Genomic DNA, 17,564 nt, shown 5'->3' on the forward strand with positions numbered 1-17,564 from the left:
CTAATAAAATTTTATTTTTAAAGTTGTGGGCCTATAAAGAAATGTAAACGAATCGGATGGTTTTCATCTGAAATACCCGAAGCGACATCTAAACGGATTGGTCCGATTGGAGACTTCCAGCGAATTCCAACCCCAACGCTATAAGCTGCTGGATTATTAAAGTCTTTATCATAGGCATTACCAAAGTCTGAGAAAACAGCGGCTCGCCAACCGTCCTTAAACTGATAGTTATATTCTAAAGAACCTACAGCCAAAGCTTGTCCCCCAATTTTATATCCATCTACTTCTGGGGAAAGACTCTTATAGTCAAAACCACGAATTGTCTGGTCACCACCAGTAAAGAATCGAAGATTGTACGGAACTTTGTCAAAATCGTCGGTAAAAATGTAGCTAAGGTCAGATCTTCCAACGAATTGATGATCATCATTTTCACCAAGAGAATAAATAAACCTCCAACCTGCACTTGCGATAGCCATATTGGCATCGGACAGTAAACTCTCACTACCTAATTCTAATTTATAGGTTTGTTTAAAAGCTTTCGTTGGGTTTAACCGTGTATTACTCGAAGTTTTAGATGTTTCATAACTAAATAATAATGCTTCTTGCTCTGATGCCGCAGTTTTAAATGCATCTGGTAGCTCAGAAATATCAACATTACCCTGTTGGGTTAAACGGTCTAAACGGTAGCGGACACCAAAAGTATGTTGCCAGTTCCCTAGTGGACGCTTAATGATTCGCTCACCACCAACAACAGCGGATTCAGTAAGCAAACTTACATCTGGACCAATGTCATCACGAGTTTCACGCTCATAACCGCCCACGATGTTAAAATAGTCATTTAACGGATGTTTATAGGGAATACTATATCGGCCATCAATAGATTGACGAATTTGTGAGACTTCTAAGTTGGCATCAAAAGAATGACCATATTTATTGACAATAGAGCGGCGATACTGACTACGTAAACGTGCACCTGTATCGGTCCCATAACCAATACCCGTTTCTAAACTATTTAGCTTATCTGCATTTAAAGTCACAATAACTGGAATTCTTTTCGTTTCACGTGCTTGAGCTTGTAAACGATCTTGTTCAGTTTCTTTATCATCTTGCTGACTTGGAGCACTTTGCAACATTGCTGTTTGAGGTTCTCCCTCTTTTACTTTTTGTGTTCCAGCAAACTGTTTTTCATCTACTACGTTTTGTGTAACTTCTTTATTAGATGTGGCTAATTGACGTGCTTTAGCAAGTTGTCTTTCTTCAGGTGAAAGTAAATTAGACTCATCCACATCTATATTTTGCTCATCGACTAAAGCTTGCAAATCTGGTGGTAGTTCAAGTGGTTTTTCAATTGGATCGGGTTTAATGCTATCAACTAAGGTGTAGTTAAAATAACGAGAGTTGGTTAAGTTATTTGCTAAAGTATTTACACGCCAAAATGCATAGTCATCACCCTCTTTCCAAGGCGCCATACTTTCTAAAATATTTTGGTTCAAAGGCAAGGGTTTCGATGGATCGCTCATGCGAAACTCAACCTTATCTAATTTATAGCGCTCACCTGTTTCATAGCGCAAATTGATATCAGCCTTGTTTTCTGGCTGACTCACTTTCACATCGTGCAGTCGCCAATAAGCATCAAAATAACCGTTATCAGTGGCTGCGTTAACAATTCGGGTTTTCGTGGTTTCATATAAACCATGATTAAAGATATCCCCAACATCCTGATCAGGAATTAAGCGAATAACCTGAAACTGAGGGCGTTTTTCACCAGCACCAGTAAATTCGATATTTTGCTCATTAATTCGCACTGGTTCATTTGGAGTAACCTTAACGCGAACTCGGCTCGGACTTAATTTTTCAAATTTAAACTCAGCATTATAATAACCAACTGCTTGAGCTGCCTGATTACTTAATGTTCTGAGCTGAGGTAAAGCTGCATTAAAATCTTCGAATGATTCTTGGGTGAAGGTTGATAGTTTCCCTTTAATATTTTTAGCCAGTGCATCTGAAGCACCTTCCACATCTGCACTAATACGCGGCACTTGCTCCATCGGAATTGCACGTGGCGGGCGCACTTTATTTAAAATACGTTTAAAGAAACCAGCTTGCTCAGGTGGCTGCTCAGCCTCCGGAGTTAACTCAGGTAAAGTTTTTCCAGTTTCATTGGCTTCGACTACAATCTGACTATCAGATTTAATCTCTTGCATAAGCTGATCAATATTTACAGGCGCTTGATTAATCTGATTTAATTCAGACTGAGTTGCATCACTGACTGTAACTTCGGGTAGCTTCTGAGTACCATTTTGGAAGTTTTGCGCCTCACTTTTAGCTTCTTCAGCGACTTTATAAATTTCGTTTGCCATGTTTTGATCAACAGGCATGTCCGGTAAATCATCAAGATTATCAAGCGTAATTGGCTTAAATTCATCAATTTGATTTGGAAATTGTTCTTGTTGTTGCAATATAGCCAAGCTATCTTGTTGTTGCTGAGCTTGGGTCACAAGAGTAGCAATATCTGTGATTGGAGCAGTTGTTTGCTGATTCACTGGAACTGATTGTTCAGTTGATGCATCAGGCACCGTTTGATTTAAAGTTGAAGTGTCACTATCAACTGAAGTTTGAGCAAAACTTTGTGTTACACAAACTGTGAACAACAAGCTGCTACAAATAAGTTTAGGAATCCCCTGCATTTTTAAAATTAAATGCATAGAATGAGAGAGAGTTGACTGTTTAAACTTAATTTTAGAAGGCATAGAAAACTCTAGACTTATTTTTTAATAAAACGCACCAAGGTAAGTGTAAAACTCACTCAAAACCATTGATTTTTCATTTAATCAAGCGTTAAAAATATCATACATGGTTTTCGATGCAAATTAACAATCGGTCACATTTTTTTATAAAACACAATGAAGTTTGCACATGATGAAACAAGATGAGCACCTGATGACATCACGTCGGTTCGTACCGATGTTTTTTACCCAGTTTTTTGGCGCATTAAATGATAACGTTTTTAAGCAAGCTTTATTATTAGTGATTACTTATGGCTTGATTCAACAGCAATCTGCCCCTGTAAGTACTCTCAATAATTTAGCAGCTCTCTTGTTTATTTTGCCCTATTTCTTTTTTTCGGCCACTGCTGGACAAATTGCAGATAAATATGAGCGCTCTCAACTCGTCCGTGGCATAAAAATTTTAGAAATTATTATTATGCTCATCGGTACTGCGGGTTTCCTGTTGGGGCACTTATGGTTACTTCTTTTTGCCTTATTTTTGATGGGGACACATTCAACGTTCTTTGGTCCTATCAAGTACGCAATTTTGCCTGAAATTTTAAAACCACAAGAATTAATGTCTGGTAATGCTCTGTTTCAGTCAGGCACATCAATGGCAATTTTATTCGGGATGATTTTAGGTGGTGCTGTAATTGCATCATCGCATGGGAACTTATTGTGGATTAGTCTTACTGTTGTAATTATTGCTTGCATTGGCTATTTATGTAGTCGCTTCATCTTGCCACAGAAAGTTGCTGCTCCCGATTTAAAGATTGATTGGAATTTTCTTCGCACAAGTTTTCAAACGATTAAATATGCTAAAAGCTTACCGTTAGTGTTCACCATTTTGTTAGGTAACTCGTGGTACTGGTTTTATGGCGCTACTTATTTAACGCAAATTCCACAGCTTACCCAACAAAATCTGCATGCATCAGAAAATGTTGTTAGCCTTCTGCTGACTTTCTTTTCAGTCGGTATTGGCGTCGGGTCTCTTCTTTGCCGTAAAATTGGTGGCTCAGAAATTAATATTAAAATGGTACCAATTGGTGCGATTGGCCTTACCCTTTTTGCGCTTTACCTTGCTGCCAGTTTAGCTTTTGTACCTGAAAGAACTGGCGCATTACTCACGTTAAAAGATATTTTTACCCAAGGTTGGGTTTACTATCACGTCATGTTAGCGGTGACTTTACTGGGAATTAGCGGTGGTTTTTATATTGTTCCTTTATATGCCATGATGCAGGCTTATTCACCACGTTCACATCGTGCTCGTGTTGTAGCAGCAAACAACATTTTAAATGCCGTTTTTATGGTTTCATCTGCAATTTTTTCAATCTTAATCTTAAGTGTTTTAAAAATTGATATTAAAATACTATTTATTATTACAGCTGTACTTAGTGCAATCTTTAGTATTTGGCTTCTAGCACGTCTAAAACCAATGCTTGCCACAGCACATCTTTCTTTGGAGGACTAATTTATGCGCCACTATACTGGAATTGATCAGCTCATTAACTCTTTTGATCAAGCATTACGTAGTCTTGTTCCGGGTGCAACAGCAGCACAGCGCCAAAATCCGGCCGAATCGGTTGAAGCAAAACTAGGTGTAGAAGATGCTCGTCATGTTGCAGGCTTAATGCGTGTTAACCATAGTGGTGAAGTGTGCGCACAAGCCCTTTATCATGGACAAGCATTAACGGCGAAATTGCCACATGTACGCAAAGAAATGCAACAAGCAGCAATTGAAGAACAAGATCATTTAGCGTGGTGTGAAGTTCGTTTAAAAGAGCTAAATAGTCATACCAGTTTATTAAACCCAATTTGGTATGGGCTTTCGTATGGCATGGGCGCACTTGCTGGTATTGCGGGTGACAAATATAGCTTAGGTTTTGTGGCCGAAACTGAACGTCAAGTCAGCCTTCATTTACAAGATCATTTAAACCAGTTACCTGCTCAAGATGATCGTTCTCGTAAAATTTTAGAGCAAATGAATGAAGATGAATTACATCATCGCCATACAGCGCTTGAAGCAGGTGGTGTTGAATTACCATATGCAGTAAAAATTACGATGACTGCGATTTCAAAGCTAATGACAAAAACTAGTTATTACCTTTAAAAAACAAAGGATTGATCTAATTCGGATCAATCCTTTTTTAAATATTATTTTAAGCCATGATCGTATTTAAAACGTTCAATATCTCGAATTGAGTTCCAATAGTTTCGATTAATACGGTCACGATCATTTTGTAATTCTCTTAAAAGCTTACGATAACGTTCACGGTCTTCTGGCTTTAATTTTTCGTTATAAGCACTCTCAGAATATTGCTTAAACTTTTCGTCATAACGATCATATTCATTTTTTGCATTATAGTAGTCGGAAGCTGCCTGATAATAAGGTCTTAAACGATTACGCTGCTCAACTGGGCACACATTGATATTGCCACTACCCTCTAAAGCGCTATAAAAAATATTTGTTGGCTGGCAATAATACCTTAGACCTTCTTTATATCCACGTTCATATGACTTTTGATCTGGAACAACGTTAGCTTTTCCGCACGCTTTATAATATTGATCTAAACGTGGTGATGAACCTTTCGAACCATCTTTCTCACCCACTAATGACCAATTCGCAGTCTTACATTCTTCTACGCTCATTGCAGCACAACCTGAAAGGCTGATTGCTAGAATGGCTAAACCGATATTTTTCATATTAAGAGAACTCAAAAAATAAATTTAAAAAAACGCAAAAATAAAATTCCAGTAAACACCCTAAAAGGTCCTGCTCTATTCAAAACTTCAAAAATAAGTGATTCACTGGATAAGTCTTAAGTTTAAATCAGTTTGACCCTCTCACCAAATTGAAAGGTCATAATTGTTAATATTGTTTAATTTAAAAAAGCAAATTCGCAGAAATTTGCTCACTCTTAAACGACTTTTATACACTAATTTTACTTAAAACAATTACTTCAAAAATTAATTACAAGTTTATGATTATTAAAATAAAAAACTAAAACCACTCATAAGTTACTGTTTAATCATTTTACTCTTTTTTTACGCGATTAACTTTCAAGGCTAAGGTAGGATTTTAGCTAAATAACCAGCAAGGTTTTTTATAATGAGTACGCATATTTACCCAAGTTTAAACTTACAAAATCCTCACTTTAAGGCATTTAAAATATCAGATGATTTTATTCCTCCAACACAACCTCATATTTTCAATTCCGAGCTTTTTTTAAAAGAGGTTGATGAATATTTAAATTTATATCCTCATACCCAACACATTGATATTTGTCTGCACGACTTAAACGGACATATTCGTGGTAAACGAATTGATGTTAAAAGTTTAAAGAATCTCTCTAATGGATGCTATTTTCCACTTTCTGTTTACGCTATGAGCCTTGATGGAAAAGTGATTGAAGAGACAGGTTTAGGAAAATATATTGGTGAACCAGACAGACTTTGCCTGCCCATTTTAGGCAGCTTACAACCCAGTGCATTATTTCCTGAATTGAATGCTCAGCTTTACCTATCCATGCAAGAAGAAGATGGTTCAGATTGTCCCTATGAACCACGCAATATATTAAAAAAACTATTAAATCAGTTACAGGCTACCAATTATTTTCCTGTCATGGCTGCCGAACTAGAGTTTTATCTTTTCTCACCTCAGCATCAGTCTGAAACCTGCATAGAAAACCAATGTTTCGATATTGATGCGCCGAATAACTATCAGCAGGTCCTAGATGAAGTTGAGAAAGCAGCCCTACTTCAATCTATTGAAATTACCGCTATTGTTGCGGAGTCATCACCTGGACAATATGAATTAAACCTCCAACATAGTCATGATATTTTAAAGCTCTGCGATCAAATTAATGCTTTAAAAAGAATTGTAAAGCAAGTCGCAAGAAAGCATGACTTAACTGCTTGTTTCATGGCAAAGCCCAACTTAGCAAAGGCTGGCAGTGGCATGCATTTTCATATGAGTCTGCTTAATCAATACCATGAAAATATATTTAGCTCAGAAGTAGAAAAAGATGAGCTTTCCGTCAAATTACTAAACGCGATTAGTGGACTCATTGAGTTAATGCCTGCATCTATGGCGATTTTAGCGCCTAATATTAATTCTTATAGACGTTTTAAAATTGGTCATCATGTGCCATTAGAAGCCAATTGGGATACCAATAATCGTAATGTCGCAATCCGAATTCCATGCTCAGATGTACAGAATCAACGTTTAGAATATCGGGTTGCTGGAGCCGACTGTAACCCCTATCTGGTTACAGCGACTATTTTAGCTGGCGTGTCTTATGGCTTATCTCATAAGTTACCGCTGCCAAAACCTGCACATCTTTTAAAATTTCAAGACGAGCATATTTTATTAGCCAACAACCAACCAGAAGCCTTAAAAATATTTAAAGGAAGTCTTATTTTAAAAGGATATTTAGGGGCCGACTTTGTAGAGCATTGGTACACAGTGAAACAAGCTGAATATCAAAATATTTACAGCCAAATGACTGAAGCAGAACAACATTGGGATATTTAAATAAAAAAAGCAAAAAACTATAAATCACTTTGCAAACCCTTAGGGAGAAATACCCTAAGGTTTTTTATATCTCATTAATGATTTTTCTGTTGAGCTAAAAAACGTAACCCAACACCCGGCTCAGTAGCAATATAACGTGGCTGAATCGCGTTATCCCCTAGTTTGCTTCGCAACTTACCCACCAAAATACGTAAATAGTGAGTATCTTCCTGATGGGTTGGCCCCCATAATTCTTTTAAAAGTTGTGGCTGTGTTAAAAGCTGACCTTGGTAGCGCATTAATAGTGTCAAAAGTTGAAATTCTTTTCGAGTTAACGTAATTGGCTGTTGCTCAACCCACACTAAACGTTGCGTAACATCAACTTTGAGATAACCATCGTCATATACATGTACTTCTTGCTGAATCGGTTGGTTTCTTAAAATGACACGAATGCGCGCCAAAAGCTCTTGCACACTAAAAGGCTTGGTCATGTAATCATTTGCGCCAGCATCGAGCAGAGCAACTTTTTCATACTCATCGGCACGTACAGATAACACAATAACAGGTACATTCGACCAGCTACGTAATTCTTGGAGTACTTCTTTCCCGTCTAAATCGGGTAAGCCTAAGTCTAAAATAACCAAGTCGGCACCTTGTGTCGCCAAAGTTTCTAGGCCTTTGTAACCTGTCTCACAGAGCGTGGTTTTGTATTTTTGTGTTCTTAAAGCGATGTCTAAAAATTTACGGATTTGAGGCTCATCATCAATAATCACAATACGTGTTTCAACAGGTGATGTTTCTGAACTTATCATGACTTTACAACTTATTCTTTTACTGGATGAATGGGTAATCTGATTTGAATTAAAGTACCTTTATTTTGGCGCCCTGAAAATGCTTCTATTGCACCCATATGAGCACCAATAATCGCTTTTACGATTGTAAGCCCTAAACCTGTACCAAATTTTCCACGGTCTCCGCGCTCCATGGTGTAAAACATATCAAAAATACGGTTTCTTTCGTCTTCAGGTATTCCTGCCCCCCTATCTTCAATTTCTATTTTTACTTCATCTTCTGATGAAAGATGAGCACGAATCATGACTGGTTCATCTGGAGGTGAAAAGTTTGCCGCATTTTCTAAAACATTAAAAATAGCTTGCTCTACCAGTGCTGGGTGTACATATAAACTAATCGCTTGTTCAGGTAATTCAACCGACACTTGAGTATCTGGTTTATAGCGCTTTAAACGGCGGGTTGCAGAACCAATTAATTCATCCACACCAATCCAGTCTCTTTTTAAAGATAGACCTTCATGCCCCAAACGTGTCATATCAAGTAGGTTTTGAATATAACGATCTAAGCGTTCGCCTTCTAAATGAATGGTTTCGAGTAAATCCTGTTGGTCTTGTTCTGACATATCAGCTTTAAAATGGGCAAGTGTGTCTGCTGCACCAATAATAGAAGCAAGCGGTGAACGTAAATCATGCGATACCGAAGATAATAAAGCAGAACGTAATCGCTCTGTTTCACTGGTGACTTTTGCTTGTTCAAGTTCATTGACCAATTGAGTTCGCAGTGCTGCTTGTGCAATATACTCAATTACACTTTCCGTCAGTTTCTTTTGCTCAAAATTTAGAGAAACCACATCATCCTTAAAGTAAATCCCCACAATACCTAGGCTATTTTTCTGCTCTAGAAGTGGTAAAAACCACCAGTTCGATTGACTAAGAGTATCGGTAAAACGTCCGCACGGCTGCCTGTGTTTTAAGCACCAATCTGCCGCGACTTTTTCTTTATCGCTTAGCTCTATATCAGATGAAATGACTCTATCTTGAATAGAAATCCACACCTTAGTTTGAAGTTGGGTTTCTAAAGTCATTCGGCCTGTTTGCATAACTTCCTCAAGGTTTACTGCACTAGAAAGCTTACGCGCTAAATCTTGCATTACTGTAGTGTAAGCATTTGCAGCTTTTAAAGATAAAACCTGTTGACGTAATTGAGAGGCCAAACGCCCAGCGATTAAAGCTGCCGCAAAAAAAGCCACAACAGTAACTACACCTTGGTGTGCTGAAATTTGTAGGGTAAAACGTGGAGCAATAAAGAAAAAATTATAGGCCAAGAAACAAATAAGAGCAGCTACTACCGCAGCGAGCATTCTCGTTTTCGTTGCTACAATTAAAACTGAAATAATGAAAATGACGGAAAAGTCTTCAATACCTAATAGAACTTCGGCAAAGTGAGCGATAAAAATACTGGCACATGTAACTGCTAAAACAAAAATACTTTCTTTTAATGATAAAAATGATGGCTTTTCAAGTTGAGTTGTCTTTTTAGTGCCCTGTTCTGGATGCAAAATCGTTAAAGCAATCGAGTTTTCTTGATTTAATAATTGCTGAGCTAAATTTTTCTTAAATAACTTTAACCACCACGGCGAAATACTTTTACCAATGACTAGATTGGAAATACCTCGATCAACGGCGGCATCCATTAATACTGACGCAACTCGATGGCCATATAAAACCTCTGTTCGACCACCGAGTTGCCGAGCCAATTCAAATGCACGATCAATCTCAATATATTCTTTTTTATATGAGTTTCCTGAACTCTGTCCAAAGTTCAAACTTTTAGCAACATTCACTACAGTCCATGTTGCCCCATAGCGTTCAGCTAGCCGACAACCTGCCCGTACTAAATATTCAGAAGAACCTTGTCCATCTATCGCAATCATCAGTTCGTTTTGCAGTGAGATAGACTTCAAACCTTTAGAGGCATAGCTCTCTTTTAAATCTGAATCGACATGCTCTGCAACGCATTGCATTGCCAGTTCACGTAATGCTGTTAAATTTGAAATGCTAAAAAAGCCTTGCAATGCCAGATTCGCTTGCTCTGGCACATAAACTTTCCCTTGATGGAGCCTTTCAATCAGTTCACTGACGGGTAAATCAATTAAGCGAATGTCTCGAATACGATCAAACACCCGATCTGGTACCGTTTCATTTACTCGAATCCCCGTAATCTGGTAGACCACATCATTTAGGCTTTCTAAATGCTGAATATTAATGGTGGTAAATACATCAATACCTGCATCTAGCAATTCATTGACATCTTGCCAACGTCGTTCATGACGACTATTTGGGACGTTGCGATGAGCCAACTCATCGACCAAAACAATTTCTGGATGCCGAAGCAGAATAGCATCCAAGTCCATTTCTTCTAATGTATGCCCCTGATATTGCATTTCCTTTCTAGCAATTTCAGGTAAGCCTTCCAAAATTTTTAGTGTTTCTATTCTTCCGTGGGTTTCAACTATACCCACAACAACATCTGTGCCCTGTTGAAATAATTCTTTGGCGCGGGCAAGCATGGCATAGGTTTTTCCAACACCAGGTGCCGCACCTAAAAAGACTGTTAGTCGACCGGCTTGATATCTGTTGACATGATTTAATAAGGCCTCAGCCTGATTTTCGCGATTGCTTTGCACTTGATATCATCCGGTAAACTAACAACTTTATTTTTAAGTTAATGTGTAGATTGTAATTGATCTAAAGCAATATTGAGTTCTAATACATTAACACGAGCTTGCCCCAATACACCAAACTGCTTCGGTTCAATATGCTTTTGTAATAACTCTTCAACAATTTTAGAATCTAAATGACGCGCTTGAGCCACTCGAGCAACCTGTAACTGAGCAGATTCAGGACTAATATGCGGATCGATACCACTACCTGATTTAGTCACCAAATCACTTGGAATAGCTGTATTGCCCGTATGGTCTTGTTTTTTTACCGCAAGAATCTGAGCATCAATTTGTTTTTGAAGCTCTGGATTGGTAAGGGCTAAGTTTGTGGCGCCCATAGACATTGGGTCATAAGCAACTGCTGAAGGACGCGGATGAAAATAAGTCTCTCCAACAAATGGCTGAGCGACTAATTTTGACCCTAAAACTTTATGATCTATTTCAATCAAGCTACCATTCGCTTGATCATTAAATAACACCTGTCCTGCGCCCGTAGCGATAGCACTATAAACAGCACCACAGCCGACAAGTGTAAAAATTAGAAGTCCGAAAGATGCTCTTAAGGTCTGACCCAAATTTGCTTCTGAATTTTGTACATAAGTTTTCATTTCAAACTCCAGATTACAAACCAAATAATTGAACAATCACTACATCAATCGCTTTAATGGCAATGAATGGTAGAACCACACCGCCCACCCCATAAATCAACATATTTCGACGTAGTAACTGAGTTGCAGTTGAAGGTTTAAATTTCACGCCTCGGAGTGCGATTGGAATTAATAACGGGATAATAATCGCGTTAAAAATTAATGCAGATAAAATCGCACTGCTTGGACTTGCTAAGTGCATTACATTCAATACTTGCATTTGTGGAATCGCAGCAGCGAACAATGCAGGCAAAATGGCAAAGTATTTAGAAACGTCGTTTGCTAACGAAAATGTTGTTAAAGCACCACGGGTAATCAGCTGCTGTTTCCCAATCTCAACCACAGCGAGTAGTTTGGTTGGGTCAGAGTCTAAGTCGACCATGTTGCCGGCTTCTTTTGCAGCTTGTGTACCCGAGTTCATGGCTAAACCAATATCAGCTTGCGCTAATGCTGGTGCATCGTTGGTTCCGTCACCGACCATCGCAACTAAACGGCCTTGTTGTTGTTCTGTGCGAATACAAGCCAATTTGTCTTCTGGTTTTGCTTCGGCAATATAATCATCCACACCAGCTTCAGCAGCAATCGCGGCCGCAGTTAATGGGTTATCACCTGTAACCATAACGGTTTTGATGCCCATTTCTCTTAAACGTGCAAAACGTTCTTTAATGCCGTGTTTAATTACATCAGAGAGTTCAATCACACCTAATACATGATGTTGATTTGCGACAACTAATGGTGTTGCACCTTTTTTAGCAACTTGTTCAACACGTGCTTTTAACTCTAAATCTTGCGAATAATCTTCATCTACAAACTTCAAGATTGCATCTAAAGCACCTTTACGAATTTGGTCACCATTCGGTAAATTCACACCGGAAATTCGAGTTGAAGCACTAAAAGAGATAAATTCGGCTTGCTCAGGTTCTTGCTGTTTTAAGCCTTGCTCTTTTGCTAACTTAACAATCGATTTCCCTTCTGGTGTTGGGTCAGCAAGTGAACTTACCCAAGCAGCAGCTCTCAACTCAGACTCGGTTACCGAAGTTAAAGGATAAAAGGAAGTCGCTTGACGGTCACCATAAGTAATGGTTCCTGTTTTATCGAGTAAAAGCACATCAATGTCACCCGCAACTTCTACCGCTTTACCTGATTTTGCCAAAACATTGGCTTTGAGTGCACGGTTCATCCCCGCAATACCAATCGCAGGTAACAAGCCACCAATGGTTGTAGGAATCAAGCAGACCAATAACGCCACGAGCACAACTGGATCAAGTTCAATATGCAAATACTTGGCAATAAATGGCAAGCTAATCACGACAATTAAAAACGTGATTGTCATCACCATTAACAAGAAGCCAAGTGCAATCTCATTCGGTGTTTTTTGGCGATTTGAGCCTTCAACCAAAGCAATCATACGGTCTAAGAAACTTTGACCAGATTCAGCAGTCACTTGCACAACAATACGATCTGTAAGAACTTTGGTTCCGCCAATAACACCTGAACGGTCTGTTCCAGCTTCACGTAGCACAGGTGCTGACTCACCTGTAACAGCTGATTCATTAATAGTGGCAAAGCCTTCTACAATCTCACCGTCGGCAGGAACAAGCTCACCTGCATGTACTTCAATAAAATCATTTAAATGAAGTTCAGTAGCTGCAATTTGAGTGGTTTGACGGTCTGTCAAAGAGTTGAGTCTTCGAGCCGTTAAATTTTCTCTTGCTGCACGTAATGAAGATGCCTGTCCACGACCTCTGGCCTCTGCAACTGCTTCAGCATAGTTAGCAAATAAAATGGTAATAAACAGAATTGCTGTAACCACTAAACCAAATAACAGCGTGGTGTAACCCAAGATTGTACTAATGCCTGTAACTACTGTTCCAAGCCATACAATTGCCATCACAGGATTTTTAATTGCATGCTGCGGTAGCAGTTTCACAAATGCATTTTTCCAAACTTCAAAATTTGGCACTGCCATGGTTTGTTTATGGCTATTTACATGAGTTTGTGTATTCATTTTCACTCGCCTCCTTAGCCTTTAACCAACAAAAGTTGATCAGCAATTGGCCCAAGGACAAGAACTGGCATAAATTGTAATAAGGTAAGCAACACCACAATCGTGATCAGCGTTAAGGCAAAAGTTGGAGTTTCAACTTGGAGGCTTCCTGCTGTTTCGGGTGCTTTTCTTTTTGCTGCTAAACGTGTCGCAATCATTAATGGCAAAATTAATGTAGGGAAACGTCCTAAAAGAAGAGCAATACTACAAGTGACATTCCACCATACAGTGTTGTCTCCAAGACCTTCAAAACCTGAACCATTGTTTGCAAATGCAGAGACATATTCATAGAACACTTGGCTAATACCATGTGGTCCCGGATTACTAATTCCAGATATGCCTGGAATGCTGAGGCTTAATGCGGTAAATGCAAGAATGACTAAAGGTTGAATCAAGATAATAATCGCGAGCAACTTAATTTCTGCCGCTTCAATCTTGCGCCCAAACAATTCAGGGGTACGACCTGTCATTAAACCTGCAATAAATACTGCGAGTAACAGATAAATCATAAACTGTTGCAGACCACAGCCCACACCACCCCAAATGGCATTAATCAGCATGTTAATGAGTTCGACTAAACCAGTAAGCGGCGCAGAAGAATCATGCATCATATTGACCGAACCGTTATTCACCTGCGTAGTGATCGCTGCCCAAACTGCTGATGCAGCTGGTCCAAAACGTTGTTCTTTACCGTCCATTACGGCAAGTTGAGATGCTGTCGATGACATACTCTCAGACCAGACAGCCGCCGCACCTGAAATAATCGACATGAAAAGCATGCTACCAAACACAAAGTAAGCAAACTTTTTACGCTGGGTAAAATGCCCAACCATAAAAATCACGGTAAGTGGAATAAGTAATATCGCAATCATTTCTAATAAATTAGAAAGCGGTGTTGGATTTTCTAAAGGCACACTACTATTTGGACCATACCAACCACCACCATTACTACCCAATTGCTTAATCGCTACCATTGGTGCAACTGGACCTAAAGGAATTTTTTGGGTTTGTATGGTATTCGCTTTATCAATCAGCTGTACTTCTGGCCCGCCTTGGAAAGTCGCTGGTACGCCTTGGCTGTTGAGCAATAAAGACCAGACAAAACAGAGCGGAAGTAAGAATCGGACTGTAGGGCGAATTACATCTGCCCAATAGTTCCCAATTAAAATTTGATCTGGTTGCTCGGCAACATCGGCTGCAATATGGCTTGGGCGCTGATAAAAGAAAGCTCTTAAGGTCGCGACCACCAAAGCCAGCCCCATCATTGGAGTAATGACTTGCAAGCCCACAATACCTGTCATTTGCGACAAATAAGATAATTGAGCTTGCCCAGAATAATGCTGTTGATTGGTATTAGTTAAAAATGAAATAACCGTGTGTAATGCTAAATCCCAACTCATATTTGGTGCATGATTTGGATTTAATGGTAGCCATGCTTGTGTCATAAAAATAGCAAAAACGGCTATAGCTAGAAAAACACAGCTCACAACAAATGCTAGAGAATATTGTTTCCAGTTCATTTGTTGTTGTGGAGATATACCTAACAAGCGATAAACAGGATTTTCAATCCAGCGAAATAATCCATCGCCCGCCATCGGCTGATTTGTCATCACTTTGGATAGATATTTACCGAGGCACCATGCTAGAAAAATAGCAATAAATAAAACAAGGATAAGTTCTAACATGGCTATTCTCCTCTATACCCCTTGGCTTGATTTGCCAAACTGGAAATAAGGAGAGATGAAGAAATATCATTTGTTTTAAGTCCGCATAAGACAATGCCAGACTGATGCAAGATGCACATTTGAGAATTTATAAGCATCTTTATTGTCCTGAAATAACACTAATTTAGTGAATTTCAGTATGGATAAAATGTCCGTAAATTCTCTATTGAGGAAATTAAAGACCGCGTAAAGTTTGCGTAAAATCTTGTGTGAAAGCCTTTAAACTTTAAAATTAACGACTGGATAAAGCATGCTATCAGCCTTTAAGGTTTCACAAGGCCAAAGTTCATATAAAGGAATTTTTACATCAAGTGCCAAAGGTAATTTTTTAGAATTAAATTGCATATGGTCCAGATCACTTCCCCATGCAATCAAATCTACATCTAATGAGATATGATGCGATGGACGAACACGCCCAGAATCTGACTCAAGTTGCTTTAAAAAAGATTCAATTTGGTCACACGATAAAGTGCTATTTAATAGACATGCTGAATTCCAATAATCATCTCCAATACCATCTCGGCATGGAATTTGATAAACAGATGAAAACTGCACTTTCCCCAAAGTTGCTAATTGCGTATACGCAAAAGTAAAGTGCTGATCTGCGTCTAAATTACTCGCTAGGGCGAGCGCAAAAATTGTTTCTGGTGCGTTCAAGACGAATTCCTACAGCATTAGCTTCTGCAATGATGGCGGGCTTACGGATGGTTATGGTAATTTTTTCAATTGTTGGAAAGGTTTCAAACAAACATTTCAAAACAAGATGTGCTGCATGTTCAATTAATTCAGGTTTAGCTTGTTGAATAGTTTGAGCCGATAACTCACAAATCTGCGCATAGTTGAGTGTGTCCTCAAGCTTGTCAGACGCTGCAGCTCGGCTCAAATCATTATGGATGGTTAAATCCAACATTAAAGGTTGAATGATTTGTCTTTCCCAGTTGAAACAGCCAATCACTGTCTCAACCTTCAAGCCTTCAATAATAATGGCATCCATAAATTTAAACTGACCTTAGTGCTTTAACAACGAAGCAGGTTCCATATTTTGAACCATTTTCAAACGTTGGTCTGCATAAATATCAGTATATGGTGCGAGTACGCGCATAAAACGATCGAAATAAAGCATTTGCTTAAATAACAAGGCAAAATCACGTGGGAATTTAATACCGTGGCGCTCACCAACTCCTACCATATCCATCATAATGTCGTTTAAATCAGCTGGATTTGAAGCGAGAATTTGTTGAGGGTCAGACATTAATACGCCGTTAAACAAGCGCTCTAAATCTTGTGCCAATACATCAACATCAACTTTGTTATGAGTCATACCCATTTTCAGCATATTTTCAGCCATTGCCTGATAATCAGTTTTTTGCAATGCATCCATAAAGGCCATGCATGCTGTCCAGACTTCTGGCTTTAACTGGCCGACAATACCGAAATCGATAAAACCAATTCGACCATCTTCAAGCAACATTAGGTTTCCAGCATGTAAATCCGCATGGAAACTCTTGCATAGCATGAGGCTACCGAACCATGTATTCATGGCAGTAATTAGTACTTGCGATGGATCTTTAGCATATTGTTTTACAACACTAAAGTCTGTCAAAGACACACCGTATAGGCGTTGCATGGTTAAGACACGGCGCGTAGAAAACTGATGATAAACTTTAGGTGCAGTCGCAGCTTTGTTTTGTGAAATATTCAGATATTCAATAAAGTCATCTAAGTTTTGTGCTTCTTCAATGAAATCCACTTCACGAACCATACGGCTTTTAATTTCATCAACAATTTCGGAAAGAGCAGCAAATTTGATTTTTGGTACCGCACGCTCAAGCAGCTTGGCAGCCCAATGCACCACACTTAAGTCTGTATATAAAATGGTTTCAACGCCAGGCTTTTGTACTTTGATAACGACATCTTCACCTGTAGTCAGTTTAGCTGCATGAACCTGAGCAATTGAAGCAGAAGCTAATGGTTTTTCATCGATATAGCTAAAAATTTGGCTTAAATCACGCCCTTCAAATTCAGACGCAAGCACACCTTGAATATAACTAAATGGGAGTGTTGGTGTCTGGTCTAGACAACCTTGAAATTCTTCTACATATTCTCGCGGGAAAAGCGATGGAGTACTCGCAATAAACTGACCAAGCTTAATATAAGTTGAGCCAAGCGACTCAAAAGTCTCTCGCATGAGTTTGGCATTACTTGGTTTTTCAGTTGCGTATTTAATTCCAGCTTTGGCCGCAACCACTGCTGTTTCACCAATGCGGGCGACGGAACGTAATCCATCAAACAAAATATTTTTTTTCATATTTCTTCAAAACCAAATCATTCAGGTTGAGTGTAGCAAATTT

The 17,564-nt window shown here is 38.9% G+C and carries 13 protein-coding genes; 3 read left to right on the plus strand and 10 right to left on the minus strand.

Annotated features, from left to right (window positions below):
* Nucleotides 1–17 precede the first annotated feature (17 nt).
* The gene (locus tag AC1PJP_RS02035) at nucleotides 18–2,750 is read right to left on the minus strand and encodes an autotransporter assembly complex protein TamA (RefSeq protein WP_479766440.1); all 2,733 of its coding nucleotides are present in this window, start codon (nucleotides 2,748–2,750) and stop codon (nucleotides 18–20) included.
* Nucleotides 2,751–2,916: 166 nt separating this feature from the next.
* On the opposite strand from AC1PJP_RS02035, the gene AC1PJP_RS02040 reads away from it, so the two are divergent.
* Together AC1PJP_RS02040 and coq7 are read left to right on the plus strand one after the other, a co-directional pair.
* Nucleotides 2,917–4,239 (plus strand): MFS transporter, encoded by a 1,323-nt coding sequence (locus AC1PJP_RS02040; protein WP_081402187.1) that lies wholly within the window; start codon nucleotides 2,917–2,919, stop codon nucleotides 4,237–4,239.
* A gap of 3 nt (nucleotides 4,240–4,242) precedes the next feature.
* Nucleotides 4,243–4,878: a 2-polyprenyl-3-methyl-6-methoxy-1,4-benzoquinone monooxygenase gene (gene coq7, locus AC1PJP_RS02045; protein ID WP_479766441.1), complete on the plus strand. Its 636-nt coding sequence runs from the start codon at nucleotides 4,243–4,245 to the stop codon at nucleotides 4,876–4,878.
* Nucleotides 4,879–4,922: 44 nt separating this feature from the next.
* On the opposite strand, the gene AC1PJP_RS02050 is transcribed toward coq7, so the two are convergent.
* On the minus strand, nucleotides 4,923–5,471 hold the full coding sequence (locus tag AC1PJP_RS02050) for a DUF2799 domain-containing protein (RefSeq protein ID WP_151988549.1): 549 nt from the start codon (nucleotides 5,469–5,471) through the stop codon (nucleotides 4,923–4,925).
* A gap of 406 nt (nucleotides 5,472–5,877) precedes the next feature.
* Between AC1PJP_RS02050 and AC1PJP_RS02055 the strand changes: the two genes are divergently transcribed.
* Nucleotides 5,878–7,302: a glutamine synthetase family protein gene (locus tag AC1PJP_RS02055; protein WP_151988548.1), complete on the plus strand. Its 1,425-nt coding sequence runs from the start codon at nucleotides 5,878–5,880 to the stop codon at nucleotides 7,300–7,302.
* Between the two features lie 74 nt (nucleotides 7,303–7,376).
* Here the strand turns inward: AC1PJP_RS02055 and AC1PJP_RS02060 are convergent, their stop codons facing one another.
* The 8 genes from AC1PJP_RS02060 to AC1PJP_RS02095 all read right to left on the minus strand — a co-directional run bounded on the left by AC1PJP_RS02060 (nucleotide 7,377) and on the right by AC1PJP_RS02095 (nucleotide 17,521).
* A complete protein-coding gene (locus tag AC1PJP_RS02060) occupies nucleotides 7,377–8,093 on the minus strand; it encodes a response regulator (RefSeq protein ID WP_479766442.1) in 717 nt (238 codons plus the stop codon).
* 11 nt (nucleotides 8,094–8,104) lie between these two features.
* A complete protein-coding gene (locus tag AC1PJP_RS02065) occupies nucleotides 8,105–10,759 on the minus strand; it encodes an ATP-binding protein (protein ID WP_479766443.1) in 2,655 nt (884 codons plus the stop codon).
* 38 nt (nucleotides 10,760–10,797) lie between these two features.
* Entirely contained in the window at nucleotides 10,798–11,403 is a 606-nt protein-coding gene (kdpC, locus tag AC1PJP_RS02070; protein WP_479766444.1) for a potassium-transporting ATPase subunit KdpC, read from the minus strand.
* Between the two features lie 13 nt (nucleotides 11,404–11,416).
* Entirely contained in the window at nucleotides 11,417–13,456 is a 2,040-nt protein-coding gene (gene kdpB, locus AC1PJP_RS02075; RefSeq protein ID WP_416704575.1) for a potassium-transporting ATPase subunit KdpB, read from the minus strand.
* Between the two features lie 8 nt (nucleotides 13,457–13,464).
* Nucleotides 13,465–15,174, minus strand: coding sequence for a potassium-transporting ATPase subunit KdpA (gene kdpA, locus AC1PJP_RS02080; protein WP_479766445.1), 1,710 nt, complete (start codon nucleotides 15,172–15,174; stop codon nucleotides 13,465–13,467).
* Nucleotides 15,175–15,432: 258 nt separating this feature from the next.
* Nucleotides 15,433–15,870 carry a 2-amino-4-hydroxy-6-hydroxymethyldihydropteridine diphosphokinase gene (locus AC1PJP_RS02085; protein ID WP_198308472.1) on the minus strand — a complete coding sequence of 146 codons (438 nt, stop codon included), beginning with the start codon at nucleotides 15,868–15,870 and terminating at the stop codon, nucleotides 15,433–15,435.
* Complete coding sequence (gene folB / locus AC1PJP_RS02090) at nucleotides 15,827–16,207, minus strand: dihydroneopterin aldolase (protein WP_198308471.1); 381 nt, start codon at nucleotides 16,205–16,207, stop codon at nucleotides 15,827–15,829. Before folB ends, AC1PJP_RS02085 begins: the two co-directional genes overlap by 44 nt.
* A 15-nt stretch (nucleotides 16,208–16,222) precedes the next feature.
* Complete coding sequence (locus tag AC1PJP_RS02095) at nucleotides 16,223–17,521, minus strand: ABC1 kinase family protein (protein WP_005306693.1); 1,299 nt, start codon at nucleotides 17,519–17,521, stop codon at nucleotides 16,223–16,225.
* Between the last annotated feature and the right edge of the window lie 43 nt (nucleotides 17,522–17,564).

Source organism: Acinetobacter sp. V116_7 (assembly GCF_056735735.1).

Bases quoted from the DNA above. Each gene is read 5' to 3' on its own strand.
- AC1PJP_RS02035 (WP_479766440.1), bottom strand. From the start codon at position 2,750: ATGCCTTCTAAAATTAAGTTTAAACAGTCAACTCTCTCTCATTCTATG.
- AC1PJP_RS02040 (WP_081402187.1), top strand. From the start codon at position 2,917: ATGATGAAACAAGATGAGCACCTGATGACATCACGTCGGTTCGTACCG.
- coq7 (WP_479766441.1), top strand. From the start codon at position 4,243: ATGCGCCACTATACTGGAATTGATCAGCTCATTAACTCTTTTGATCAA.
- AC1PJP_RS02050 (WP_151988549.1), bottom strand. From the start codon at position 5,471: ATGAAAAATATCGGTTTAGCCATTCTAGCAATCAGCCTTTCAGGTTGT.
- AC1PJP_RS02055 (WP_151988548.1), top strand. From the start codon at position 5,878: ATGAGTACGCATATTTACCCAAGTTTAAACTTACAAAATCCTCACTTT.
- AC1PJP_RS02060 (WP_479766442.1), bottom strand. From the start codon at position 8,093: ATGATAAGTTCAGAAACATCACCTGTTGAAACACGTATTGTGATTATT.
- kdpC (WP_479766444.1), bottom strand. From the start codon at position 11,403: ATGAAAACTTATGTACAAAATTCAGAAGCAAATTTGGGTCAGACCTTA.
- kdpA (WP_479766445.1), bottom strand. From the start codon at position 15,174: ATGTTAGAACTTATCCTTGTTTTATTTATTGCTATTTTTCTAGCATGG.
- folB (WP_198308471.1), bottom strand. From the start codon at position 16,207: ATGGATGCCATTATTATTGAAGGCTTGAAGGTTGAGACAGTGATTGGC.
- AC1PJP_RS02095 (WP_005306693.1), bottom strand. From the start codon at position 17,521: ATGAAAAAAAATATTTTGTTTGATGGATTACGTTCCGTCGCCCGCATT.